The organism is Nitratireductor sp. GZWM139, from assembly GCF_030068685.1.
Classification (GTDB): Bacteria; Pseudomonadota; Alphaproteobacteria; order Rhizobiales; family Rhizobiaceae; genus Nitratireductor; species Nitratireductor aquimarinus.
This window is the reverse complement of the sequence record NZ_JAMQML010000005.1, coordinates 60247-84589: the sequence shown is the minus strand read 5'-3', so window position 1 is coordinate 84589 and position 24343 is coordinate 60247. Positions and strand designations below refer to the sequence as shown.

The 24343-nt window shown below is 60.9% G+C and carries 29 protein-coding genes; 25 read left to right on the top strand and 4 right to left on the bottom strand.

Features of this window, described 5'->3' with window-relative positions:
* The first annotated feature begins 1 nt into the window (after window position 1).
* The 11 genes from NDI72_RS07755 to NDI72_RS07705 all read left to right on the top strand — a co-directional run bounded on the left by NDI72_RS07755 (window position 2) and on the right by NDI72_RS07705 (window position 8284).
* Complete coding sequence (locus NDI72_RS07755) at window positions 2–625, top strand: gp16 family protein (protein ID WP_283800132.1); 624 nt, start codon at window positions 2–4, stop codon at window positions 623–625.
* Window positions 622–861: a hypothetical protein gene (locus tag NDI72_RS07750; RefSeq protein WP_283800131.1), complete on the top strand. Its 240-nt coding sequence runs from the start codon at window positions 622–624 to the stop codon at window positions 859–861. The genes NDI72_RS07755 and NDI72_RS07750 overlap by 4 nt, the downstream gene beginning before the upstream one ends.
* A 208-nt stretch (window positions 862–1069) precedes the next feature.
* Entirely contained in the window at window positions 1070–1438 is a 369-nt protein-coding gene (locus NDI72_RS07745; RefSeq protein ID WP_283800130.1) for a hypothetical protein, read from the top strand.
* Between the two features lie 116 nt (window positions 1439–1554).
* Window positions 1555–2640: an N-acetylmuramidase domain-containing protein gene (locus NDI72_RS07740; RefSeq protein ID WP_283800129.1), complete on the top strand. Its 1086-nt coding sequence runs from the start codon at window positions 1555–1557 to the stop codon at window positions 2638–2640.
* On the top strand, window positions 2637–2912 hold the full coding sequence (locus NDI72_RS07735; RefSeq protein WP_283800128.1) for a hypothetical protein: 276 nt from the start codon (window positions 2637–2639) through the stop codon (window positions 2910–2912). Before NDI72_RS07740 ends, NDI72_RS07735 begins: the two co-directional genes overlap by 4 nt.
* Window positions 2913–3080: 168 nt before the next feature.
* A complete protein-coding gene (locus NDI72_RS07730; RefSeq protein WP_283800127.1) occupies window positions 3081–3392 on the top strand; it encodes a DUF2730 family protein in 312 nt (103 codons plus the stop codon).
* A gap of 23 nt (window positions 3393–3415) precedes the next feature.
* Entirely contained in the window at window positions 3416–3709 is a 294-nt protein-coding gene (locus NDI72_RS07725) for a VpaChn25_0724 family phage protein (protein WP_283800126.1), read from the top strand.
* 1 nt (window position 3710) lies between these two features.
* On the top strand, window positions 3711–4313 hold the full coding sequence (locus NDI72_RS07720; RefSeq protein ID WP_283800125.1) for a DUF3486 family protein: 603 nt from the start codon (window positions 3711–3713) through the stop codon (window positions 4311–4313).
* A 92-nt stretch (window positions 4314–4405) separates the two neighbouring features.
* Entirely contained in the window at window positions 4406–5995 is a 1590-nt protein-coding gene (locus tag NDI72_RS07715) for a terminase large subunit domain-containing protein (RefSeq protein WP_283800124.1), read from the top strand.
* A complete protein-coding gene (locus NDI72_RS07710) occupies window positions 5995–7593 on the top strand; it encodes a DUF935 domain-containing protein (RefSeq protein ID WP_283800123.1) in 1599 nt (532 codons plus the stop codon). The genes NDI72_RS07715 and NDI72_RS07710 overlap by 1 nt, the downstream gene beginning before the upstream one ends.
* The gene (locus NDI72_RS07705) at window positions 7586–8284 is read left to right on the top strand and encodes a phage head morphogenesis protein (protein ID WP_283800122.1); all 699 of its coding nucleotides are present in this window, start codon (window positions 7586–7588) and stop codon (window positions 8282–8284) included. Before NDI72_RS07710 ends, NDI72_RS07705 begins: the two co-directional genes overlap by 8 nt.
* 717 nt (window positions 8285–9001) lie before the next feature.
* On the opposite strand, the gene NDI72_RS07700 is transcribed toward NDI72_RS07705, so the two are convergent.
* From NDI72_RS07700 to NDI72_RS07685, 4 genes are all read right to left on the bottom strand, one after another.
* The gene (locus NDI72_RS07700) at window positions 9002–10381 is read right to left on the bottom strand and encodes a hypothetical protein (RefSeq protein ID WP_283800121.1); all 1380 of its coding nucleotides are present in this window, start codon (window positions 10379–10381) and stop codon (window positions 9002–9004) included.
* 333 nt (window positions 10382–10714) lie between these two features.
* Window positions 10715–11308: a hypothetical protein gene (locus NDI72_RS07695; protein ID WP_283800120.1), complete on the bottom strand. Its 594-nt coding sequence runs from the start codon at window positions 11306–11308 to the stop codon at window positions 10715–10717.
* Window positions 11292–11900, bottom strand: coding sequence for a hypothetical protein (locus tag NDI72_RS07690; protein ID WP_283800119.1), 609 nt, complete (start codon window positions 11898–11900; stop codon window positions 11292–11294). The genes NDI72_RS07695 and NDI72_RS07690 overlap by 17 nt, the downstream gene beginning before the upstream one ends.
* A 209-nt stretch (window positions 11901–12109) precedes the next feature.
* Window positions 12110–14311: a KAP family P-loop NTPase fold protein gene (locus NDI72_RS07685; protein ID WP_283800118.1), complete on the bottom strand. Its 2202-nt coding sequence runs from the start codon at window positions 14309–14311 to the stop codon at window positions 12110–12112.
* A 93-nt stretch (window positions 14312–14404) separates the two neighbouring features.
* Here NDI72_RS07685 and NDI72_RS07680 point away from each other — a divergent pair, with 93 nt between their 5' ends.
* The 14 genes from NDI72_RS07680 (at window position 14405) to NDI72_RS07615 (ending at window position 24329) form a co-directional block, all read left to right on the top strand.
* A complete protein-coding gene (locus NDI72_RS07680) occupies window positions 14405–15592 on the top strand; it encodes a phage protease (protein WP_283800117.1) in 1188 nt (395 codons plus the stop codon).
* A 43-nt stretch (window positions 15593–15635) separates the two neighbouring features.
* On the top strand, window positions 15636–16082 hold the full coding sequence (locus NDI72_RS07675; protein ID WP_283800116.1) for a hypothetical protein: 447 nt from the start codon (window positions 15636–15638) through the stop codon (window positions 16080–16082).
* Between the two features lie 41 nt (window positions 16083–16123).
* Window positions 16124–17017: a Mu-like prophage major head subunit gpT family protein gene (locus NDI72_RS07670; RefSeq protein WP_283800115.1), complete on the top strand. Its 894-nt coding sequence runs from the start codon at window positions 16124–16126 to the stop codon at window positions 17015–17017.
* Window positions 17018–17059: 42 nt separating this feature from the next.
* The gene (locus NDI72_RS07665; RefSeq protein ID WP_283800114.1) at window positions 17060–17578 is read left to right on the top strand and encodes an HI1506-related protein; all 519 of its coding nucleotides are present in this window, start codon (window positions 17060–17062) and stop codon (window positions 17576–17578) included.
* A 5-nt stretch (window positions 17579–17583) separates the two neighbouring features.
* Window positions 17584–18012: a gp436 family protein gene (locus NDI72_RS07660; protein ID WP_283800113.1), complete on the top strand. Its 429-nt coding sequence runs from the start codon at window positions 17584–17586 to the stop codon at window positions 18010–18012.
* Window positions 18012–18542, top strand: coding sequence for a phage virion morphogenesis protein (locus NDI72_RS07655; RefSeq protein ID WP_283800112.1), 531 nt, complete (start codon window positions 18012–18014; stop codon window positions 18540–18542). The genes NDI72_RS07660 and NDI72_RS07655 overlap by 1 nt, the downstream gene beginning before the upstream one ends.
* The gene (locus NDI72_RS07650; protein ID WP_283800111.1) at window positions 18529–18969 is read left to right on the top strand and encodes a phage tail terminator protein; all 441 of its coding nucleotides are present in this window, start codon (window positions 18529–18531) and stop codon (window positions 18967–18969) included. Before NDI72_RS07655 ends, NDI72_RS07650 begins: the two co-directional genes overlap by 14 nt.
* A gap of 140 nt (window positions 18970–19109) precedes the next feature.
* On the top strand, window positions 19110–20042 hold the full coding sequence (locus NDI72_RS07645; protein WP_283800110.1) for a phage tail tube protein: 933 nt from the start codon (window positions 19110–19112) through the stop codon (window positions 20040–20042).
* Between the two features lie 47 nt (window positions 20043–20089).
* Window positions 20090–20419 (top strand): hypothetical protein, encoded by a 330-nt coding sequence (locus NDI72_RS07640; protein ID WP_283800109.1) that lies wholly within the window; start codon window positions 20090–20092, stop codon window positions 20417–20419.
* 95 nt (window positions 20420–20514) lie between these two features.
* Window positions 20515–20817, top strand: a complete 303-nt coding sequence (locus NDI72_RS07635) for a DUF1799 domain-containing protein (protein ID WP_283800108.1) — start codon at window positions 20515–20517, stop codon at window positions 20815–20817.
* Window positions 20817–22601, top strand: a complete 1785-nt coding sequence (locus NDI72_RS07630) for a hypothetical protein (RefSeq protein WP_283800107.1) — start codon at window positions 20817–20819, stop codon at window positions 22599–22601. Before NDI72_RS07635 ends, NDI72_RS07630 begins: the two co-directional genes overlap by 1 nt.
* A complete protein-coding gene (locus NDI72_RS07625) occupies window positions 22580–22804 on the top strand; it encodes a hypothetical protein (protein WP_283800106.1) in 225 nt (74 codons plus the stop codon). The genes NDI72_RS07630 and NDI72_RS07625 overlap by 22 nt, the downstream gene beginning before the upstream one ends.
* Window positions 22804–23436, top strand: a complete 633-nt coding sequence (locus NDI72_RS07620) for a DUF2460 domain-containing protein (RefSeq protein ID WP_283800105.1) — start codon at window positions 22804–22806, stop codon at window positions 23434–23436. The genes NDI72_RS07625 and NDI72_RS07620 overlap by 1 nt, the downstream gene beginning before the upstream one ends.
* Window positions 23433–24329 carry a phage/gene transfer agent baseplate hub protein gene (locus NDI72_RS07615; protein WP_283800104.1) on the top strand — a complete coding sequence of 299 codons (897 nt, stop codon included), beginning with the start codon at window positions 23433–23435 and terminating at the stop codon, window positions 24327–24329. The genes NDI72_RS07620 and NDI72_RS07615 overlap by 4 nt, the downstream gene beginning before the upstream one ends.
* The last annotated feature ends 14 nt before the right edge of the window (window positions 24330–24343 follow it).

Below are 24343 nucleotides of genomic sequence, written 5' to 3'. Positions count from 1 at the left end.
GATGAAAGCGCTGGCCGCGATCCATGTCGCAAAGAAGCAGCTGGGCCTTGACGACGATACATATCGTGCAGTGCTCGTTCGCGTCACAGGAAAAAACTCGGCCGGCACGATGAATGAGCTCGAGCGCGAGAAAGTGCTGGCAGAGCTGCGTCGACAGGGGTTTCGGAATGTCAGTCGCATGTCGTCCGCTTCGCAACCTCTTGAAGGACCGTATTCCCGCAAACTTCAGGCCCTGTGGATCGCCGCCTGGAACCTCGGTCTTGTGCGTGATCGACGTGACTCGGCAATGCTGGTGTTTGTCAGACGTCAAACCGGCATCGACCACACGCGGTTTCTTCGAAACCCTTCAGATGCGCGCGCAGTGATAGAGGCCCTGAAGGCCTGGCTTGCGCGTGAAACCGGTGTGGACTGGGCTGAAAGCGAACATCTGGAGCCCTGGCGGCGTGCGCCCGGCGCCAGAATCGCGCTTGCGCAATGGGCAATACTTCAGGGGACCAACGCGGAACCAACCAGCTTCAAGTCTTACTGCGAACGGCAAACGTCGCGACCCTTGCAGGCAATGACAGCCAGGAGCTGGGTTGATGTAATGAACCGGCTCGGTGAACGCGTGCGGTCAAGGCGATGAGCAAATCCGTTCACGTCACAGATCATGCAGTGCTGCGCTATCTCGAACGGGCGCACGGCCTCGATGTCGAGGCTGTGCGCCGTCATCTGGCAGGCCGTGTCCTTAGGGGCGCACGGCTCGGTGCGGTCTCCGTAAAAATTGAAAATGTGAAACTTGTCCTGCACCGCACGGACAACCAGGTTCGCGTTGTTACCGCGCTTGAAGCTCGCTGGTTAACCCGCGATCCGGGAGGCTGATGTTCGTGGGCGGACGCACTCATAGTCTCCCGTTGTTGACCTGGCCCCAGGCTCGCCTTGTCGAGCGGATGGAGCTGGAGCGTGCTGCCCTTTCAAAGCGGATCGCGATGCTCCCCCGATACGCCCACAACCGCGTGGCGCTCGAAACGCGCCTTCGGGATCTCACTGCACGGCAGATCGAGGTTGAGCTCGAAATGAAGGGCAAGGTATGAGCGAGCCGCGCCTCTCTGCCGTGCTTCTCGACCTGCTCGGTGCCGATGGGCTGGTGAAGCTCGCGGAGCACAAGGGTGGTCGGCGGCTCTTCGTTCCCAAATCGCCGGATGGCGGGATGCTTGCGGATACCATCGGTCTCGAAGCCGCGATCACGCTCTCCAACCGCTATGGAGGTGACTATATCAGGGTGCCTCTTGCGCGTGAGCTGCGCGCCCGGCACTATCGCGCCGCCGGCGCTTCCAACGCAGAAATCGCCCGCCGGCTGGGCATGAGTGAAAGCGGTGTCGACCGGCTTTTTCATTCCATGCCCAACAAGCCCCAGAAGGGCAGCCGTGATCCGCGTCAAGGCGATCTTTTCCTCTAAAGTCTGCCACCGATCTGGATGACGCCCGTGGCCGCGGGCATGGTCGGCGGCTCGCCGCACCACCATGCTTCCTCAAGCACATATCCCTTGTCATTCGCTTCTTATGGAGGCTGCCCATGTTCGATAGCGAGACACGTTCGGCTGCCAAACGTTGGGCTACACGCCTCGGTGTTGAAACCGCCGTCATCCTCGCTGTGATCGAAGTGGAAAGTGCCGGCAAGGTCTATGCCATCATCGGCAAGAGGAAAGAGCCACTCATCCGGTTCGAGGGGCACTATTTCGATCGTCGCCTGTCTGGCAACGCGAGAAGCCGCGCGCGGGCAACAGGGTTGTCCAATCCAGTCGCGGGAGGTGTAAGAAACGCGGCAAGCCAGGAAGCGCGCTGGCGTCTCCTGAATCGTGCAATCCGGATTGATGCGAAGGCGGCTCTGGAATCGACCTCCTGGGGTTTTGGGCAAGTGATGGGTGCCCACTGGCGCCGGTTAGGTTATGCGAGTGTCGAGGAACTGGTAAACAAGGCGCGTGCCGGTGCCTCGGGTCAGCTCGATCTCATGGGCCGCTATATCGAGGCTTTTGCCCTGGTGGGGCCCCTGAAGCGGCGCGACTGGGCAGCATTCGCGCGCGGCTATAACGGTCCAGCCTTTGAAAGAAATGGCTATCACCGCAAGCTCGCGGCGGCCTACCGCCGCTACAGTGCGGGGAGCACTACCAATCTCTCAACTTCCGCCGATGGAATGCTGCGCCTTGGTAGCCACGGATCGCGTATTCGGGAGCTGCAGACATTGCTGGTTCGCGCGGGATACGCACTGACCATCGATGGGGATTTCGGTCCCGCGACCGACGCGGCTGTACGCAATCTCCAGAAACACGCGGATCTGGAAATCGATGGTGTTGCCGGGCCGCAGACCATGCGCGCACTTGACCAGTTTCGCCAGGGAAAGAACGACCAACCCGGCAAGCGATCTGCAAAGGACATTCCGGAGGTGCGCGATGGGCTTGCCGGCGGTCTTGGTGGCGGGGTTGCCATTGAAATCATGCGCCAGCAGGTGATGACCGCGGCCGACCGGTTGTCCTTCATTCCTGGTCTCGAATGGGCCTCGTCAGGACTTTCGGTGCTGGCCGCAATGATGGTGATAGGTGGCCTCGCCTTTGCCGTCTGGGGCTGGTGGCGAAGCGGTCGGACGGTGGAGCGGCCGACATGAACTTCATCATCAAACTTGTCATGAACGCGCTTGGGATTGGCGATGGCGCGGCACGGCTGCTCCTGGGAGCGGTTGCAATGCTCGCCATCGGCGTTGCGGTCACGGCAGGGGTATCGGCGCTCAAGCGGATCGGAGCGAATGAAGCTGTCTCCAACATTGAAAGGAAGGATCATGCAGCGAGCGAGGCTGCCAGGGAGGCTCGCGATCATCTTCGTCACTGTCTTGAACGCGGCGGGGTGCAGGACCTCCGAACCGGGAAGTGCGATCGGTAGCGTGCGGAGCATCATCGGAACAGAGATCGTCGGTGCAAGGGGCGCCACGATTGCGGACCAGAACAGGATCGACCTGACAGTGCAGGGTCCCTGCGCAGTCGGTGTTTTCAGTGCAGAGGAATGCCGTCGTCATCGACAGGCCAGTCGTGCACGACGCGGGGTTTTACGGTGACGGCCCTGACCGACATCGTGCCGTGGCTTTCCCTTGCCGCGCTCGTGATCTCGATCGGCACCTCTGTGACCACGTTCCTCACGTCAGGCGCCAAGCACAATGCGCAGACGCTGGCGCAGCACGACAAACGGATCCAGAAGCTGGAGAACCAGCTGGAGCACCTGCCCGACAGTGGTTCGGCACATCGGCTTGAGCTTGCCATTGAGAGATTGAACGGCCGCATCGAGACTCTTGACGAACGGCTGAAACCGGTCGCGGCCATATCCGAACGAATGCAGGAACTGCTTCTGGAGCAGGCCAAACGATGACCAAGCCAGATGTTGGAATGACCATGGACACCCTCGTGCGTGAGCAGGCGCGCCTCATCATGCTGAAGGCGCTTGCCGCGCAGGTGGACGAACAGCTGAACTCGGATTTGATGATCCACGAACTGGCGCCTTTCGGGATCCGTCGGGATCGTGCCTGGGTGCATGATGAGTTCGCGTGGCTTTGCGAACACGGGGCCGTGGCATTGACGCGAGCTGGCAGCCTGATGGTGGCCGTTCTGACCGAGAAAGGCCACCGACATCTCAATCGAGAGATCGCCATTGAGGGGGTGAAACGCCCCTCGCGGCCGGGCGAGTGAGATGAGGCCGAGTGCAAAGCGAGGCCGGGGGCGGCTATCAGCCATCGAACTCCTTCCGCCGGAGGCCACGACGATCATTGCCTGGGCAAGCGATGCCCTGAGAGATCGAGAACGGACACAACTCGACATCTATCAGGAGTTCCATGACCGGCTTGAGGCTCTGAAACGCGAGCATCGCGGTGAGCTGGAATTCACGATACCCTCCTTTTCGGCCTTCAATCGCCACTCCATCAAGCTTGCAGCTCTCGCACGGCGGCTGGACGAGACCCGTGACATCACGGGCGCGCTGGCGGAGAAATTCGACGCCGGCGCGTCTGACGATCTCACGGTCATCGCAGCCGAAGCGATCAAGACGCTTGTCTTCGAAGTGCTGACGGCCGCTGGCGAGAGCGGCATCGACCCGAAAGGCGCAATGAACCTTGCCAACGCGCTGCGCGCCGCCGCTCAGGCGCAGGGCGTCTCGACGGTGCGCCGCCAAAAGGTGGAAAAGGAATTTGCCGGCAAGGTGGACGAAGCAGTCAGCCAGGTTGCACGCGTTCGCGGGCTCACCACAGAAACGGCGGAGGCCATCAAGGCTCAGATCCTGGGGGTCCGGATCCAATGACAGCTCCGATCTCCAAGGAAGACTGGATCAGAGTTCGGCAGGCATCGGTCGCCAATCTCGACCACATTATCGCTTCTGTCGGATTGCCAGACGTGTTGCTGGCCTACCAAAGCAGAACCGTCGAGACTTTGGAAAACGGCACTGCGCTGCTTGTCATCGAAAAATCACGTCGTGTGGGGCTCACCTGGGGGCTTGCTGCCTATGCGGTTCTGCGGGCGGCGCGTGACAAGTCTGCCGGTGGCATGGACGCCATGTATATCTCCTACAGTCAGGAGATGACCCGCGAGTTTGTCGATGCCTGTGCAATGTGGGCACGTGCCTATGCTGTCGCGGCGGCTGAGGCAGAGGAGTTTCTCTTCGACGATGTCGCTCTCGACAACCCCGACGACACCAAGAAGATCCAGGCGTTCCGCATCCGCTTCGCCTCCGGCTTTGAGATCCTCGCGCTATCATCCGCTCCTCGCTCGCTGCGCGGCAAGCAGGGCCTTGTCATTATCGACGAGGCAGCCTTTGTCGATTCTCTCAAAGAACTTCTGAAGGCGGCACTGGCCTTTCTCATGTGGGGCGGCCAGGTTGTGGTGTGCTCGACCCATAACGGTGTCGACAATGAGTTCAACGGGCTGGTGCAGGACATTTTGGGCGAGAGGCGGAAGGGTGCGCACCTACGCATCGATTTCGACCAGGCTTTGCTGGATGGATTGTATCAGCGCATCTGCCTTGTAACAGGCGAAGACTGGTCGCCAGAGGCGGAAGCCGAGTGGCGACAGGACATCATCGATTTCTACGCGGATGGCGCGGACGAAGAGCTATTCTGCATCCCGGCGCAGGGCTCGGGCGCATGGTTGACCGCGCCGCTGATCGAAGCCCGGATGACACTTCCGATGGACGAGGCACCTGTTATTCGGATCGAATTTCCGGGCGATTTCCTGCAACGGCCGGAGCTCGAGCGACGACACATTCTTGCACCATACATTGAAACGCTTTCCGCTGCGCTGAACCGGCTGGATCCAAAGCGCGAACACGCCTTCGGCTATGATCCCGCGCGCAAGGGAGACCCGGCGGTAATGCACCTTTTGGCAATCGACCGGGTTCTTAGCAGGCGTTCGGTCCTGACGGTCGAACTGCGAAACGTGCCATTTGCTGAACAGAAGGCGATCGCAAGCGATATTCTCAATGCCGCTCCCCGGCTTGTGGGAGCTGCCATCGATGCGACAGGCATGGGTATGAACCTGGCCGAAGACCTTGGGCGGCAGTTCGGGCTGCGTGAAGCCGCAGACGGTCCGGGGCTGGTGTGGATGATCACGCTCAATCCCGGTTGGTACAATGAGAACATGCCGCCTCTGAAGGTCGCGTTTGAGGACGGCACCATTCTGTTGGTGCGCGATGGGGAGCATCTTTCCGACCTCAGGCTCGTCAAGATCATTCGCGGCATTCCGCAGGTGCCAGCTGAACGCGAAGGTGTAGCGGGCAAGAAACGCCATGGTGACTTTGCGGTCGCACTGGCACTTGCGCATTTCGCATCGCGCCAGCAATGGCATGAATATGGATACACCCCCGTTTCAACGGGCGTTCAACGCCCGTCCAACCCGGCTTTCGAGACGGCACCCGATGATAGGTTCGAGATTGCTACACGCAACCCGTATCGCGCTCCACTTGGTGCGCGCATCCGCGGAGGGCTTTGATGGCGCGATTTTACAAAGGCCTGACAGACCCATATGGCCGACCGATCGAGAAGAAGGTACTGACGGAGGAAATCGCAGCACCGACGATCGGCGGCGTGCGTTCTCCGCTAACCGGCTATCCTGGTGATGGGCTCGACCCGCAGCGGTTGGCGATGATCTTGCGTGACGCGGACCAGGGCGATCCGCTGCGTTATCTCGAACTGGCGGAGACAATCGAAGAGCGCGATTTGCACTATGTCGGAGTGCTCGGAACACGCCGGCGGTCGGTCGCGCAGATCGAGATCAGTGTCGAGTCCGCCAGCGATGCCGCAGCCGATGTGGACATGGCCGACATGGTGCGTGACTGGCTGACGCGCGACGAGCTCTCGGACGAGCTGTTCGACATCCTCGATGCGGTCGGCAAGGGCTATTCCTTCACCGAGATCATCTGGGACACGTCAGAGGGACAGTGGCAGCCCCAGCGCCTGGAGTGGCGCGACCCGCGCTGGTTCCGTCCCGCCAAGCGGGACCTGACCACGCCCATGCTCATCGACGAGCGAGGCTCGGAAGTGGCGCTGCCGGGCGGCAAATTCATCTCAGCCGTGATCAAGGCGAAATCCGGCCTGCCGGTGCGCTCCGGCATTGCCCGCATGGCGACCTGGGCTTGGATGTTCAAGGCCTTCACCCAACGCGACTGGGCGATCTTCACCCAGACCTACGGCCAGCCGCTCAGGATCGGTCGTTACGGACCGGGTGCCACCGAGGATGACCGAGCGACGCTCTTCCGCGCGGTGGCCAACATCGCCGGCGACTGCGCGGCCATCGTCCCCGACGGCATGTCGATCGAATTCCAGGAGGCGGCCAATCTCGGCACCGGTCATGCGAACTACATGGAACGGTCCGACTGGCTCGACCGGCAGGTCTCGAAGGGCGTGCTCGGCCAGACCACGACCACGGATGCGATCTCCGGCGGTCATGCAGTCTCGCAAGAGCATCGCAAGGTGCAGGAGGACATCGAACGCGCCGACGCCAAGGCGCTGTCGGGCGTCATTAACCGCGACCTGGTGCGCGTCTGGATCGATCTGGAGCATGGGCCGCAGAAGCGCTATCCGCGGATCAAGATCGCCAGGCCCGACGAGGAGGACCTCGACCAGCTCTCCAATTCTCTGGCCCGCCTCGTTCCGCTCGGCCTCAGGGTCCAGGCGAGTGAAGTCAGGGACAAGTTCGGCCTGGCCGAACCGGAGGACGGGGCCGAGGTTCTGGGAGCGCCTAAGGACATTCCGCCTGATTCGTCACGATCGGGGGAACTTCCAGACGATGCCACAGCAGACGATGCTCGCCGATCGCTTCACCAGGAGCATGCGGCCAGCGGGCGCATGGCCGACGAGCTGATCGCCGATGCGGCCCTGCCGCTTGCCGGTCCCGCCATCGGCGGCATGGTCGAGCGTGTCCGCGACCTGGTCGCCAAAGCCGGCAGGCTCGAGGAGGCGATCCAGGCGCTGGAGAACGCCAGCGCAAGCCGATCCGCGCCCGCCGACCTGACTGCGGCGATACGCCAGGCGCTCCTCCTGGCGTGGCTGTCGGGCGAAGCCGCGGAGGCCGACAAGGCCGATGGCTGACGCGACTGAAATCCGTTTCAAGGAGGCGATCGCGTTCCTGCGCCGTCGACTGGAGTTGCCGGCCGGCCGCTGGGGCGAGTTGGTGCGGCAGATCGACCGGGCGGCGCGCGACCGATCGGCCGGCATGTCCGACGCGCTGGTGACCGACATCCTGCGCGAGCTCCTCGAGGCTATCGAGAACGGGGCCGGCATTGACGCCTTCCTCGACGGCTGGAACGAAGCCACCCGCCGGCACGGCTGGGGCGCCGGTGACGATTTGGAGATAGCCCATCGCGCCCGGCTCGCCTTCCGCGTCATGACGGCCCAGGCCTATGCTGCCGGCCGCTGGCAGCAGATCCAGCGCTTGAAGCGGGTGCGGCCCTATCTTCGCTATGTGCATGTCGACCCGGAACTGACGCAACGCTGGTCGCGCCACGAGCATGCTGAGTGGCATGGCGTGATCCTGCCCGTCGACCATGAATGGTGGGTGACGCATTATCCGCCGAACGGCTGGAACTGCCGTTGTTATGTCCAATCGCTCTCCGAGCGGGATCTTGCCCGTTATGGCTGGCAGGTCAGCGCCGAAGCGCCGCCGGCACGCACGGTTATCAAGTTCGTGCGCGGTAAGCCGATCGAGACGCCGGTCGGGATCGATCCGGGTTTTGCCTACAATGTCGGCTTGGTCGGGTTAGGGCTCCAGGCGTCAATATGAGCGGCCGATAAACCTTGCCCCATCCGACATCGGTAAGCATATTGCCTGCTTTTGGGGGCACTATGATTGAAGGGATTCGGTATCGCTGGGGCCTTCGTACACTGCGAAGGTCGCTCCGCCGCGTTGAGCGGGCGTACGACATTGACATTGCGCAGTCACGCAGTGCCAACAATCCATCGGGAAGCCTCCACGAGCTCAACGAGCAAAAGATATGGGAACTTGAGTTGATAGAGGATGAGATATCGGTCCTCGTCACTCGGTTTTGGCGCATGCGTGCCAACAACAAATTTCTTCCACTTCCCGCTCGTGAAGAGGAAAATGGCTTCTGGGCTTACTCGAGGCAACTTGGGACCTGGTATTTGACACCGAAGGGTATATCCGAAATTCGGCGCACGATCCGGGCCGAACGTTCAGAAGCTGCTGGCTATTTGGTTACGCTTTTGACGGCATTCACGGGGTTGGCAGGCGTCCTGACTGGCCTGGCATCCGTTCTGATCCAGTATGGGAGCGGATAGCCCGAGCCCATGGGTATTCTTTCCAGCCTTTCATGGTGGGCGCTAGTGGCGACAATTCCACTGGTCCTCCTCTTGGCCATCCTTGAATGGCGCGAGGGCAAAATGTGGCGAGCCATTGCTGGAATGCTGGCCGCGGTCCTTGTTCTGTTGCGCCTATTGAGCGAAGCGCCGTAGGCTTTAGCTGTTGCATTAGCTTGCAGGATTATTCGTAGGCTTCGTGATAGTCCCGAACTAGCGGGTTGTTTCGTACACGCTCTGCACCGTCTGGGGAAATCGGCAAGTCCAGCGCGTTCAGTAGGTAGCAAAGAGCCTCCATCGCTCTGGTCGATTTTGAGAAGGCCCTATATTCATCAGCGCTCGCGGGGTGAAAATGCCCGTGCGCAGTTCTGCCCCTGAACTGGATGGCTCTCCTGAGATGGCTGATCGCATTCCCAGGAAATATACCCTTGCCAAACCTTTCCTCCACTAGTGCCATAAGACGGGTAAACCGCTCCGCTGCGGTTTCCTCTTTGACCCGCGCGATGCTGGTTGCGATCCGCTCGCGAATTGTGGATGCATGTCCAAGCTGCTCGGCCTTGGCGGCCGCTGCCGCTGTGATCGCCTCTATGTCCTTAGGCGATAGAGCGTTGTTGGATTTGGCATTGGGCAGTTCCTCAAACCATTTACATGCATTAATGAGACGTTCGGCAGAGATGACGCCCTTGAATCCGAAGCTTGTCATCATCATCACATAGGATTTCTTCCAATCTCCGGCGCGATCCATCCATGCCGTGAGACAGGCGCATAGCGCCACGAGTTCTTCCTCATCCCATGCCCTCACAGGTGAGCCACCAACCCAAAGGTCGCGCACGTCGATCTCTGTCTCCGGCCAAATGTAATGTACTTCGTGCTCACCAACGTAGGTTCGAGCTTTGATCCCGGCCATGACTTCAGCGTGCGAAAGCCGGTCAATTCGGATGTCGTGAGGTCTAAGTTTCACACCCAGGCAGAAGGAGAGGAAGGCGAGGTAATTTGAGACATGCTCGATGAAATCATGAATGTTCTGGGGTTCATCGAACTCAATCTCGAAGCTGGGCCACAGCGCCTTGGGCGCGCCGAACTCTATTCCGTATGTGGCCCGATACCATGCCCTGAGGGTGATACCCTTGGCTGCGACCTCAAAAATCCGGAAGTGCTCTTCTGCAGGAAATTTGGATCTGCCAAGCGCCTTCACCTTCTTCTGATGGTGAAGCAGATCCATCGTATGCTTCACAGCAAAGCTGACCCTCTTCACTCTGTCGATTTCGGTCCACGGGTCGTGACCTATGACTGCTACATTGGCGACGATCCCCTGATAATGTGTCTCCTGTTCATGGAAACTCGTTGTGCCGAACCCGTTGTCGACATTGGCGTGGAATGAAACGACGTGACCGCTCTCCGCAATCAAAAAGACCGGCTGCTCTGATTTGATGTGGAAAAAATCGGAATAGCTGTAGATATGGGCTCGAATTTCATCCTCGGAGACAAGAAGCGTCCCCGTGAGGTGTTTTCCCGTAACAGTTTCAACACAGTGCAGGAGTTTTCCTTTTTCGAACCTAGCCATAGCTATCCCCCTGGTCGTAAGCAGTGTCAGCTCGCCATCCCATCGCATTACCCTAACCGATTTCGGTGACACGGGCATCATTCACCCACAGGCCTGCCAAAACTGGTTTCATGGCTCCGTTGGTCGCCGGGGGCAGCCTCGGCGATCCTGATCCGTTCAAAACCCGTTTAACGGGCTGTCTGTCCTATGTGCACCAATTCACTTTTCGCCCGTGCCAAACAAGGGCGAGCCCCTCGCGCACGAGGACCATGCCAACGTCGCCGTTCCTGGCGCGCACGGTGGCCAGCGTCCAGCCGTAGCGGTCCAGGTGAGGTTGCGGACCTCGGGATGATTTTATCGATCAGCGCCGGCCGCGTCTGCTGGGTAAAGATTCAAGACCGGTACGCCCGCCTTGTCGAAACCCGTGAACAACCCGCCGCAATTCATGACGACGGCGATCTCGGCGAGAAGATTATCGACTTCGGACCGCTCAAGCTTTGCCGACTCAAATCCGGCATTGCCGCCTCTTGCGGAATAGATCCCTGCCGCGCTCGGCGGCGTGGCGGAGGTCGCGCTTTGCACCAGGGCCATATTCGTCCAAGCCCCATTATAGTCCGAACAGTTGCCAGCCATTGGATTCGTATCCGGGGAGGCGCTGTCCTCGCAGTCGAGTTTCGTCGCCTTCAGGCGATCGACATGGTATTTCACCATCGGGCCGTTACACGTCATAAAAGTCGCCACATTGCCCTCGACTGCCGTCACCATGCCGATCAGGCCAATCTCATCGACATGCTCATAGAAGCCCTGTGTCACGACGAGCAGGTCGGGTGTTCCGGATAGCATATTGGCCTTCTCGGAGGACATTGCGGCATGCGCGATATTTGAACAGAGCGCCGCGAATGCAAGCCCGGCGATCAGGCTGGATCCTGCCCTACTCCATCTCGACATGGCGTTTCCTTTCGGCCGAATAGACGATCTCGCGATCCTTGTTGATGACGAACATCACCCCATGGTGGCCCGGCTGCGTGGAGCTCCGGCACAGCAGGAACAGTGTGTCGGCGAGCCCGATGATCTGCCTGAGGCGTCGTTCCTCGACACATCGGTTGTAGTATTTTCGCCGCTCGTCCGGCAGGACGTCCTGCTTCAGGTGAGCAATGGTGATGGATTTGTGGCCTTGCCAGACCCTCTCCGCATTGGCCCGCGCGCCATCCTTAGCTGCCCATACCAGGAGGAGAACGAGGGTGAGCATGGCGAGCGTCGCCGCCGGGACCGTGATGGTACCGGGCCAGGGGCGTGGCCACTTTCTCCAACGCAGTGCAAGGAGAAAGACGGCAATGGCGAGCCAGACGCCGAACTGCCAAGACGAAATTGGTTTCACGGCATAGGTGAGCACCGTCGCCGTCGGCACGACGGCCTGCGTCGCATCGATACCGAATTCAGCAAGATAACTTGAAAGAAACGCCCAGCCACTGAAATAGACAATGGCTATCGGCAAAGCCGCCAGCACGGCGTCCAGCACGGCATTTCGGATGGTCGGCACCTTACCCCCCAAGTGGTCCGCGAAACTCGGCAGCGAGCAGATTTTTCCCCAATGAAAAACCTAGCAAAGATGGACGCTCTTTCGCAACAGAACGAGCGCTCGAGGGCGCATTCGCGCAAGCTTGAGCTCATTTCCATCACCGGAATTCGCCGCTGGTCTTCCTTCTCGACATCGCAGTGGAAAAACCCGCTTGCGGGCCAAACTGACCGCTAATCGAGGTCATCCTCTTCCTTAGGTTTGGTGACGCCTCTGACGATCGCTGTCGCCTTCTGGCGCAACGTCGGAGAGATGTCGTCGATCGCCAGCACCTTGCTCGCTGCCTCAACCAGCACGGTGTTGTCATAAAGCTCGGTATCGTCGTTGCTTGGTTTGAATCTGTACTCGACCCCGTTGCCAGCGCTCGACATCGAATAAAGCGGAAGCCTGCCGATCAAGGTCGGGTCTTCACGGAGCCGATCGTTTACCCAGCGCTTGATCTCGCCGGGCTTCGCGAATTTCTGCCAAACAGCGATGACCGGCCAGAGAGACGGCAAATCTGCGAGCTCATCGGATTTGCGGGCCGCTGTGATCCGCTTGAACACCACTTTCTGGAGCCGCTCCACCTGCTCGGCCGTTAGCAACTCTCTTGGGTCAGCTCCGTGTTCCTTAAGATCCGGTTGCATGCGCAGGGTCAGGAAGGAGGATATTAGTGGCGAGCACCACGCGAACTCGTTCAGGAATAGCTTGGTAGCCGTTTCCTGGCCCCTGCGCTCGACCGTCCGGCGGAAGAGTGCGGCCAGATAGAAATCTGCTGACAAGGTAAACCACCGACCGGTCCATTCCAGTGCCACGATGTCGTCGCCAATCGCTAAAAGGGCCTGCAACAGCTGATCGGTCGGTTGTAATGTTGGATCGTCCTGGAACCGATAGTTCATGGCGGCCAACGCCTTGCCGACCAATGGTTCGCCGTCTCGTCCGCTCTTACCCAACATCCCCCTTAGTTTCTGCTCGATGTATCCGCGATCGCCGAGATTTCGCATCAGCGTATCGATTTCCGATTTGCGCATCTCGCCGGGAGGCGGGTTAAGGCCGAAATAGGTATCGTAGCCCAATTCATTGCCGATACCGGATCGAGCTTCGACCCTGTAACGAGGTTCTGAATCGGCAAAGTCCGATTCAAGTATCTCCTTCGCACGGCCTGGAAACAGGATTGCCAGGACATCGGTCGCAAATAGCTGGTTGTTGCCAACCAGCCGCTTGCGCAATTCTTGGACAATCGACTTCTTTGTGTCGTCGTCGATCATCCCCATCCTGTCGGCCAGGAACTCGCGGTTCCCTCGCACCCAGATGAAGGTATCGTAGTCGAACAAGCGCAGTGCCTCCATGGCTACGATGTCGACCGGGTCGAGCTCGCCCTCCAGCTGTTTCCAGGCCCAGTTAATCGCCGTTCCGAGTCGCACCGCATCGCGCGGTTTGGAGATCCAGTTCCTCAGGCCGTAGATGGCGATCCTGTTAAATCGCTCATTATTGTCGAAAGCTGCCAGTACCTCTGAGCCTGTCTTGTCCAACAGTCGGAACAGGTCGCCTTTGTATGGCCTTGGCATCTCAAGTTCCTGCTGGATGATCTTTTCGGCGAAAGCAGGCCGACCACTCGTTGCGGTTCCATCGGATTTCTCCTGAAAGCCGTCGAGCGTGCTCCAAACAGTCTGGCGATCGTAGGCCAAGAGATAGGTGACGTGAGGAAGCCGACCGACCGACTTGACGAGGCGCATAACGTCGCGAATCTCGTCTGCGGTAATGCGGTCGACATCATCAATAATGACCAGGAAGCGTCTGTTCCCCTTCTTCAAAGCATTGACGAGTTTCTGATAGGCTTCCTGAAGGGACGGCTCTCTCTCCAACCTCGCTTTTAGACTTTTCAAGGACATTCGCCCTACCGCAATCGCGCCAGCGGCGCCGACGCCCAACGTCGGGTCAAGAGCCAGCGCGGCCAGCTTTGCGGTGGTATCCAACACCGGGTCCACCACTTGGAAGCCATATTTGGCCAGAATGCGTTTCACCCATCGTGGTAACAATCTCTGCAACCAGCGGGGCCAGCGCGATTTATCAGGCAGGTTTTCGTTCAGGACTTTGAAATATGCGGCGATCAGATCGTGATGGCCGGATATCAGCCAAGGCGAGAAGCGAATCACGTCGATCTGTTCGTCTTTGCCCGCGCCTTTGTTAAAGTGTTCGAGCTCCTCGACTAGGAAGTTGATGTAACTAGACTTCCCGCTTCCCCATTCGCCCTGCAAACCCAAAACATAACCATCAGGCGATGACAGGCCGGCTATCGAGGCGGCGAGCTTTTCTGCGGACGGTTGGAACCCCAATAGGTCGTCATCCGACGATCGCAGAGGTGCGTCGGCGTTCCAATTGCGTTCAGCTTCCATGAAATCCCCCTTCCCATGGTACCCATACGGTAGCACGTTGACCGTTCGTGGCTAGCGTGCAAGCTTTCCCGTGGCGGCCCGTCCACCGCATTCATGCCCGCCACCACGGGCATGGTCCGCAGGCGGCTGGCCGGCCAATCTGCGGTCATGATCCGCGAGCACCATCACGCCGTCTCCCTGCACGCCGCCCGACCCGATGCCGGTCTGGCGCTGTGCGCCGCCGTCGCCTTGCCTGAGGACGCCGAGGCGGCGCCAGAATGGGTGCACCTGCTGCCGGCCGGCGAGATTCAGACCGGCGACGGCCGCGGGCCCTATCGTGTCGCCGATGCCGCCACCCTGTTGGCCGCCAGCCTCGCCGAGAGCGACCGGCTGCCCATCGACGAGAACCACGCCACCGATCTGGCAGCCCCGAAGGGGCAGCCAGCGCCGGCGCGCGGCTGGATCGTCGAATTGCAGGCGCGCAGCGATGGGGTGTGGGGCCGCGTCGAATGGACCGATGAAGGCCGCCGTCTGGTGGAAGGGCGCGCCTATCGCGGCATCTCGCCTGTCATTCAGCATCTGAAAAACGGTGAGGTCACCGCAATCCTCCGCGCCTCGCTGGTCAATCGCCCCAATCTGCGCGGGCTGACCGCGCTTCACTCGCAAACCAGCCGGGAGACCCCGAACATGACCCTGATCGAAAAGCTCCTCGAAACACTTGGGCTCGATGCCGGAACGACCGAGGACCAGCTCATTGCCCGCGTGACGGCGATGCATGCCGAAGCAGGCACAGGTTCGACGGCCCTCCAGGCGGCGATCACGCCGATCGCCAGGGCAATCGGCCTGGAAGAGGATGCAGACGCCGCGGCGGTTCTGGCGGGTGTGGAAGCCCTGAAGGCGGCAGACAAGGGTGCAGGAGACGATACCAGCGCCGTGACCGCTCTTCAGGCCGAACTCGCCGACGTGACGACGCGCCTCAACACGCTTTCCGAAAGCACCAGGCGAGAGAAAGCCGAAGCCTTCGTCGATGCCGAAATCCGGCGCGGCCGCGTCGGGCTCAAGCCGGTGCGTGATCGCTATGTCACCATGCATATGAGCGATCCCGACGGTGCACAAACACTGATCAACGCGATGCCGGTGCTTGGCGCCGGCGGATCGATCGTACCGGCAACGCCACCCGCAAAAGACGGGGAGATCGCGCTTCAGGCAGAACAGGCGACCGTCGCCCGCATGCTCGGCATCAACCCGAAGGACTATGCCGAAACCCTGAAAGCCGAACGCAGCGCACAAACGGCGCTTTGAGCCGCTTCAGGCTGAACCGCAACAGACAAGAAGGATCCTCCCCATGGCAGCCCTGACCGAAGACCGCAACACACCCGAGGCGCTTGGCGTGATGCGCGAGGGTCTGATGGCAGCCAGCGTCACCATCCATGCCGGCGCCATTGTCATGCGCGATGCTGCAGGCCACCTGACAAAAGGGGAGACCGCCACGGGACTGGTCGGGGTTGGCCGGTCTGAACGCAGAGCGGTCAATCAGGGGGCAGCCGGCGACGCGTCTGCAAGATACCGGCCAGGCATCTTCCGGTTTGCCAACGCGGCCGCCGCTGACGAGATCACGATCTCCGAAATCGGCAAACCGTGCTTTGCCGTCGACGATCAGACGGTTGCAAAGACAGACGGCACCGGCACGCGATCCATCGCCGGCTTCGTTGACCACATCGACGAGCGCGGCGTCTGGGTGCGCTTCGACGAAACGCTGGTCCGGACGCATCTGGCCGGTATCGCGCCCTGATCGATCAGCGCCCGCACCCCCCTTCATCCGAGGATATTTCCATGATCATCAACTCCACCAATCTCGATGCGATCAGGGTCGGTTTCTCGACTGCCTATCGCCGCGGCCTCGGTCAGGCCGAGACACAGTTCTCGCGGGTTGCCACGACCGTGCCGAGCTCGACCCGTGAAAACAAGTATGGCTGGCTTGGCAAGCTGCCGAACATGCGGGAGTGGATCGGTCCGCGCGCAATCCACGGCATTGCCGAGCACGATTACGCGATCAAGAACAGGCCTTTCGAGTTGACCATCGGCGTCGACCGCGACGACATCGAGGACGACAATCTGGGCGTCTATGAGCCGCTTTTCGTGGAGATGGGGGAATCGGTTGCGGCCCATCCCGATCTTCTTGTCTGGGACGCGTTGAAGAATGGCTTCGCAACCGAATGCTATGATGGCCAGTATTTCTTTGACACAGACCATCCGGTGCTCGACGCCAATGGCGATGTCAGCTCCGTTGCCAACACCGACGGCGGCAGCGGCACACCCTGGTACCTGCTTTCAGTCAGGAAGGCGCTGAAGCCGATCATCTTCCAGGAGCGCCGGAAACCCCAGTTCGTCGCCAAGGATCGGGTGTCTGACGACAATGTCTTCGACATCAAGGAATTCCGCTATGGCACCGATGGACGCTGGAATGTCGGCTATGGCTTCTGGCAGATGGCCTGGGGCTCGAAACAGACGCTCGACAAGGCGCACTACGCCACCGCGCGCCAAAGCATCATGGGCATGAAGGGCGACCATGGCCGGCCGCTTGGCCTGATGCCCGACCTTCTGGTCGTGCCGCCGTCTCTCGAAGGAGCGGCGCTGGAAGTGCTGAAGGCAGAGCGCGACGCCGCCGGCGCAACCAATGTGTACCGCGCGACCGCCGAATTGCTGGTTGTGCCCTGGCTGGCCTGATCCAGGCTGATCACTGCGACGCCCCTTTCATGAGGAACCGAAATGGCCAGACAGGCGAAGAAGAAGGCACAGGTCGAGACTGTCGCCGAACAGGAAGTCCGCAAGACAACACGGTCTGGAACCGCTCCATTAAGAAGCGAGCCGTCGGTCACAACCCGCCCTGTCGCTTCCGGCGAGAACGAGGAGCGCGGGGTAGAGGCCTCAGGCAAAAGAGGTCAGCCCACTGCTGCAAACGGTTCTCCCACCGAGGACGAACAGAACCGGACGACCGAGCACTCAGGCACAACAGCATGGCTGGCGCTGCAGGAGCTTGGCGAAGAGGAGGCGCGCATTCGCTATCCTCGCGTCATAGGGGCACTGCAGGAGTGGGCGAAAGACGCAGGGAGCCGCGATCTGGTCAAGGCCGGCCCCACTGTCCGCATCGCTGCCAGGCGCGAAGGATTTCGCCGCTGCGGCATGGCCCACCCGAAGGCTGAAACCGACTACTCTAGCGAGCAATTTACCCCCGACGAACTGGAACAATTGCTGTCCGAGCCAGGGCTGGCGGTGGAGCTGGTCTGAACGCCATGGCCTATTGCACGCTTCAGGAGCTGACGGATCGCTACTCGCAGCGGATGCTGGTCGAGATTTCCGACCGGGCCGACGCACCTACCGGCGCGGTCGACACCGATCTGATCGACCGGGCGGTTGCCGATGCCGATGCGCTGATCAACGGCTATCTGAAGGTGCGCTATCGGCTGCCACTGGCGAGCATCCCGCGCCTGGTGAAAGACCTGTCGCTGCGGATCTCGATCTACTACGCCCATGCTCATATTGCCTCCGACAAGATCCGGCGCGACTACGAAGAGGCACTCAGCACCCTGAAGCACATTTCCCAGGGCCTGATCCGGCTCGACCTCGACGGCGCCGAGCCGGAAGCATCGGGTGCCTCCGAAGTGCGCACGAACAATCCTGAACGGCCGATCACTGCAACCACCATGAAGGGCTATATCTGATGGTCCGTTCGACAGGCTCTGAAGGCGCGCGCATTGACCTTACTGGCCGGGAGGAAACGCTTTCCTTTCTCGCCAATGCGGTTGATCAGACCGACGACAAGCGTGGGTTGTTCGACGCCATCGGCGCTTCGCTGGTGCTGTCGACGCAACAGCGTTTCGAGCAGGAGCAGGACCCGGAAGGCAATCCCTGGCCGGCATCGCTGCGCAAGCTTCTGGAAGGGGGCCGGACGCTCACCATGACGGCGCGCCTTCAGACATCCATCACGCATCTGGCCACCGAAGGTTCGGTCGCGGTTGGCACCAATGTCATTTACGCCGCCATTCACCAGACCGGTGGCACCATCCGAGCAAAGACTCCGAGAGGTCTGCGTTTCCGCTCGCCCGGCAATGGCGGATGGGTGACAAGACAGAAGGTCACCATGCCGCGACGCGCCTTTCTCGGTCTCGATGAAGACGATGAAGCAGAGATCCGGGCGCTATGCGCAGACTGGCTCGAAGCGGAACAGGACGACGGTCATGCTGGTGGCTGATCTGGTTGATCGCATCGAGAGCAGCGTCGCCGCGCTTGCCGGTCGTACGCAAACCGCTGCCGAGCTGTCGGAACTCATTCGCCGAAAAGCCCTGCCGCAGGCATCGCCATTTGCTTTCGTTCTGCCGCTTGGGCTGGCGGCACAGGGCCACGGCGAGGCCGGTGCGCATCATTTCACGCAGGCGGTCGACGAGACATTCGCCGTCGTTCTCTTCGCTCGCTCCTCGGGCGATCTGACTGGCGGGAAGGCTCTGCCGGGCATCGATGCGCTTGTCTGGTCGATCATCGGTGCCGTTTGCGGCTGGGGGCCGGAAAACGCAATCGGCGTGTTCCATTTGCGCCGGGGGCAGCTCCTGTCTGCGGAAGCCGGAGCGGTCATCTACCAACTCGATTTCGGGCTTCGTGAACAGGTGAGGATCGTCGCATGAACGATACGTCGAAAACTGCGAATCGTTCTCCGCTTCCCGCCGTCGGGGGCAGTTTTGTGCGCCGGAAAGATGGTTCGATCGTGCCAGCGGAAAAAGCACCACCGGCAGCCACGCCAAAGAGCGCAAAGAAGGAGGATTAAATGCCGATCAAATGGCGGTCGAAGATCCTGCTTGCAAAGATCGAGGCATCCTATGGTGTCGATGCGGCGCCCACCGGAGCTGCGGATGCGATCCTTGCCACCAATATCGTGCTCATACCGATGGAAGGTCAGGACGTTTCAAGGGATCTCGAGCTGCCCTGGCTTGCCGCCCAGGCGACCATACCTGCAGGTCTGCATGTGCGCATCCAGTTCCGGGTCGAGCTCGTGCCCTCGGGAACTGCTGGAACGGCGCCCGCCTGGGGGCCTCTCCTGCGGGCCTGCGCCGTGGCCGAGACGATCACGCCGGCGACCAGCGTGGTCTACAATCCCGTATCCGACAGTCATGAAAGCGTGACCATACATTTCTGGATTGGCGGAACTCGGTATGTGGCGCGCGGATCGCGCGGAACGGCCGTCATGCGCTATACCGCACAGGGCATTCCCTATCTCGAGTTTGACTTTCGCGGTCTCTTTACGCTTCCGACCGAGGAGACCCGTCCTGCCCCGACGCTGACCGCCTTCCTGAAGCCAGACCTCGTCACGAGTACAAGGACACCCACATTCGAGATCGGGGCCCAGCCCTTCGTCATGCGCTCCTTTGCACTCGATCTCGGCAATGCGCTTGAAACGCGCTTTCTTGTCGGCTCGGAAACCGTGTTGATCACCGACCGGACCGAGAGTGCGTCGGCACAGGTCGAGGCGGTATCACTCTCGACCTTCGATCCCTACGCAGCCGCAAACGATCAGTCATTGCTCGCGGTCCAACTCGTGCATGGTACCGATGCCGGGCGCATTGCCACGCTCGATCTCGCGTCTGCGCAACTGCAGCGACCAGCGGGGCTTGAGAATGCCCAGGACGTTCTCGAATGGCCGCTGCGCCTGGTTCCGCTGCCGAGCGCGGGCAACGATCAATGGGTTTTGACGCTGACCTAATATCACTCAGGGTGCCGGTGCAGCCCGTACCATCAGACGGAGGACACATGACCTACAGGCTTGATCCAAGTCCGCAATTCTGGGCTCGCGTTACGGTCCGACGCCCCGGCGAACAGGCGGAGCCTGAAACCTTTCGTGCAAAATTTCAGGCGTTGGCGATCGATGCATTCAACGAGCACGATCTTTCGACGGAAGAAGGAACACGTGCCTTCCTCGACGAGGCTCTGCGTGATGTGGATGAGGTCGAGACGATGGACGGTTCACCGCTCTCCTTCACGGATGCGGTGCGCGCGCAAATGATTGGCGCTCCGCATCTCAGAGCCGCTCTTGTGTCCGCTTATATGGCCGCATTCCGAGAGGCAATAACGGGAAACTGATTGCCGCTGCGCGCGCATGGGCGAAAGGCGCGCTCGAGGATGGCGGCGATGCGGATGCCTGGCGGGAGGCGATTGAAGATGCACGGCGCTGGGGAATGGATGAGCTCGGTATCAGCCGCCTGAAGGCAAGGCTATCGGGCTGGCAGAAACCGGAGTTCAACGGCGTCTGGCCTGCAAACCGCGCGGCCATGAATGCATTTCTGGCGGCTGCCTCACAGTGGCGGACCACCGTCTTTCCGGAAGGAGGACAATTGAGAACCATGTGGATCGGCCTTGATTATGCTGGCGCGACCGCTGCTTGGGAACGGCTGGGCCTCGACGTCCCGGCCGAGACGTTCGCTGGCGTGCAGGTGCTGGAGATGGCGGCAAGGACGAGCCTCAACGGTGGAGAGGACTGATGTCGCTGCGGCTTGCGCTGGTGATCGAGGGCGATGCCGCCGGAGCCAGAAAGGCTCTGCAGGAGACCGCCGGCGGGGTTGAGGATCTTGGCAAGAAGGCAGACGAGGCGTCGCGCAAGATCGAACGCGTCGGCCGGATCGAATGGAATGATGCGGAGTTTGATCGGGCAAGAAATGGGCTAAAGGCAACGGCCGATGAAGGGGCTCGTGCAGCTGAGAACGTATCGGCTGCGGGCGATGCAGGTGCAAGGGCAGCTCCTGCATTCGCAGGGGTCGGAGATGCGGCCGGCGCGGCCGGAGAAAAGGTTTCCAACCTGAAAACGGCGCTGATCGGTGCCGCCGGCGGTTTGGCTGCTGGCGTCGCGATCACGGCTGTCGGTGAAGGTCTCAAACTTGCTGCCGGCGCTGCCGCCGATCTCTTCCGAGAGATCACCTCGAACCAACCGATGATCGAGCGGGCACTGAAAGGTCATGCAGCGCTCGTTGGCCGCATCAAGGGCGCGTGGGCCGAAGCTGCCGGTGCTGCCTCATCCTATGGCCTCAACGCCGAGCCGGTTCTCCGGTTCGAAAGCCAGCAGACCATCGGCCGGCTTGAGAACGCAGCCCAGGGATCGCAGCGAGATCTGTTTCAGAAAAGCGATGCGCTCCGGCCGTCGGACGTACTCGGCAATCCATTCGGCCACTTCGGCCCCATGCGCGAGACCGTTGCAGAGTTCCGCAAGGAACTGCGAGAAGGCCAGGCCGATGTCATCGCCTTCCGTCGCCAGGTTGGCGAGATTGCCGAGGCGTTGCCGAAGACCTCTCCGTTCCGGCAACTCGCCGAAGAAATACTGGAGGATACCAGAGCCGCAGCCGAGCTGCAGGCCGAGCTGGAAAGATCCCGCGATCTCCTGAGAGGCTTGAAGGGTGATGCCGAAGCCTCAGCAACAGCGCTTGGCGGCAAGGCGGACAAGTACAGGACGCTGCAGAGCGACGCCACCGCCGCCGGCGAAGCGATTGAAACAAGCTCGCAAGACATTCGCGCCTCGGGTGAAGCGGCGGCAGGAGCGGTTCCTGCCCTTGCCGAGTATGATCGGCTGTTGAAGTCGATTGCCGGCGGTCAAGCAAATCCGGCAGAATTGGTTGGCTCGCCGGCACGTGCAGCGTTGACGCCTTTGACGGAAGGCCGCTCATTCGCCAGGGGCGGCTTCACCGGTCACATGCCGACGGACCGCATCGCCGGCGTGGTGCATGGGCGCGAGTATGTTTTTGACGCCGCTGCGACGGCACGGATCGGTGTGGCCAATCTGGATGCCATTCGTGCTGGCGTGTCGGGCTATGCCGGTGGTGGCTTTGTGACGACGCAGGCACGGACCTACGGAAGCGCTTCACCCACCTCGATGAGGTCCTCACCCTTCACCGCCATAGCGGAGGACTTCGAGCTTCTGTCCGGATCTCTCCATCAGTTTCTGTCTGCCATTGTAGAGGGGCAGGATGTCATGACATCGCTTGCTGGCGTCGTTGATCGGGTCAGCCAACGGTTTCTGGACTTCGCCTTCAGGGCGCTCGATCAGGCGATGTTCGGCGGCGGTGGTGGTGGCGGACTGATCGGTGCCCTGGTGGGTGTGGCAGGTCAGGCTCTGGGGTTCGGCGGGTTTGGGCAGGAAGCTTTCCCCCCGCGCCGATGGCGCCCGTTGGTCTCTATCATGGCGGCGGACAGGTTGGCGCGCAGCCGCTCAACACCCGACCCGCACCGGCCGCGCTGTTCATCGGTGCGCCGCGCATGCATTCAGGCGGATTTCTGAAACCTGGCGAACGGCCGATCATCGCCATGGACGGCGAAGAAATCGGCTGGCCCGATCAGCTTGCTCGCAAATACGGCTCCGGCCAGACGATCGTCAATCAGTTCCATATCGAGACGCCGAACCCGAAGGCCTTCGCCGAGAGCCGGGCGACGGTCGCCCGCGCAGGTGCTCGCTTCGCCGGCCGCTTCGCGAGGTACAGCTGATGCCGCCGCCGTTCCTCGATGCCGCGATCTTCCCGGTCCATGTCTCGGCCGGCTCGCCCGGCGGTCCGGACTGGCCTGCCGAGATCGTCCAGCTCGCGTCTGGACGAGAGGAACGCAACAGCGCCTGGGCCTCACCCCTCAGGAGTTACGATGCCAAGTATGGGGTGCGAACCCCAGCCGAACTGTATGAGGTGCTGTCCCTTTACCATGCCGCCATGGGGCGACTGTCCGGGTTTCGCTTTCTCGACTGGACCGACTACCGTTCAGCAGCTCCACACCTCACGCCGACTGCCACCGACCAGCAACTGGGGCTCGGCGACGGGGCGGAAACCTCGTTTCAGCTGTCCAAGCGATACTCCTTTGCCGGAGCGCATCACGATCGGAGGATCACCCGGCCCTTTGGCACGATCCTTGTGGCCGTCGATGGTGCGCCGCAGGCAGGAGGTTTCACCATCGACCACACCACCGGCGTCATCACCTTTGACGAGGCTCCCGCAAGCGATGCCGTTCTCACCTGGGGTGGACAGTTTCACGTGCCGGTGCGCTTTGACTGCAGGCTCGACCAGATCTCTCTGCGCACGGCGGCAATCGGCGACATCCCGTCGATATTCCTGAAGGAGCTGCGCGAATGAAGACGATGCCCGCGGGCCTTCAGGACATGCTCGATACCGGCGTTACAACCCTGTGCAATTGCTGGTGCGTCGAACGGCTCGATGGGGCTGTCTTCGGCTTCACCGATCACGACCGACCACTTACCTTTGCCGGTGTCACCCACAAACCGGAAACCGGTCTCACAGCCTCGGAAGTCTCTTCTTCGCTGGGGCTAGCCGTCGATACGATGGAGGTTGAGGGAGCGCTGTCTTCAGACGAGATCACGGAAGACGACATCGCGCTTGGAGCCTGGGACAACGCGGCGATCGAGCTCTGGCGCGTCGACTGGTCGAACGTCGCCAATCGGGTCATCCTGCGGCGCGGGTCGATTGGCGAGGTAACGCGTGGCGATCTGGCCTTCATGGCTGAGCTGCGCGGACTGACTCATGAGCTCAATCAGGAGAGTGGCAGGAAGTATCAGCGCGCCTGCGACGCAGTGGTTGGCGACGACCGCTGCCGGGTCAATCTCGACCAATCCGCTTTCCGTGGAAACGGAACCGTCTCGGTGGCACTTGACGACCGCCTGATCGCGGCCACCGGTCTAACGGGATTTTCCGACGAATGGTTCGCACAGGGATTGCTCAAATGGACGTCAGGAGCAAACACCGGAACTGTAACCGAGGTGTCGGGACATCTGAAGCAGGTGGATGGCCTGTCGGCATTGACGCTCTGGACCCGGGCGGGACGCACGATCAACGTCGGTGATACGTTCACAGTCACAGCCGGTTGTGACAAACGCTTTGCCACCTGCCGACAGAAATTCTCCAATCAGCTCAACTTTCGCGGATTTCCGCATGTGCCGGGCAATGACTTTGCGCTCTCGACGGCAAAGAGGTCCGGGGACAATGACGGAGGGAGTTTCTTCAATGGTTAGGCTGCGCGCAAGAG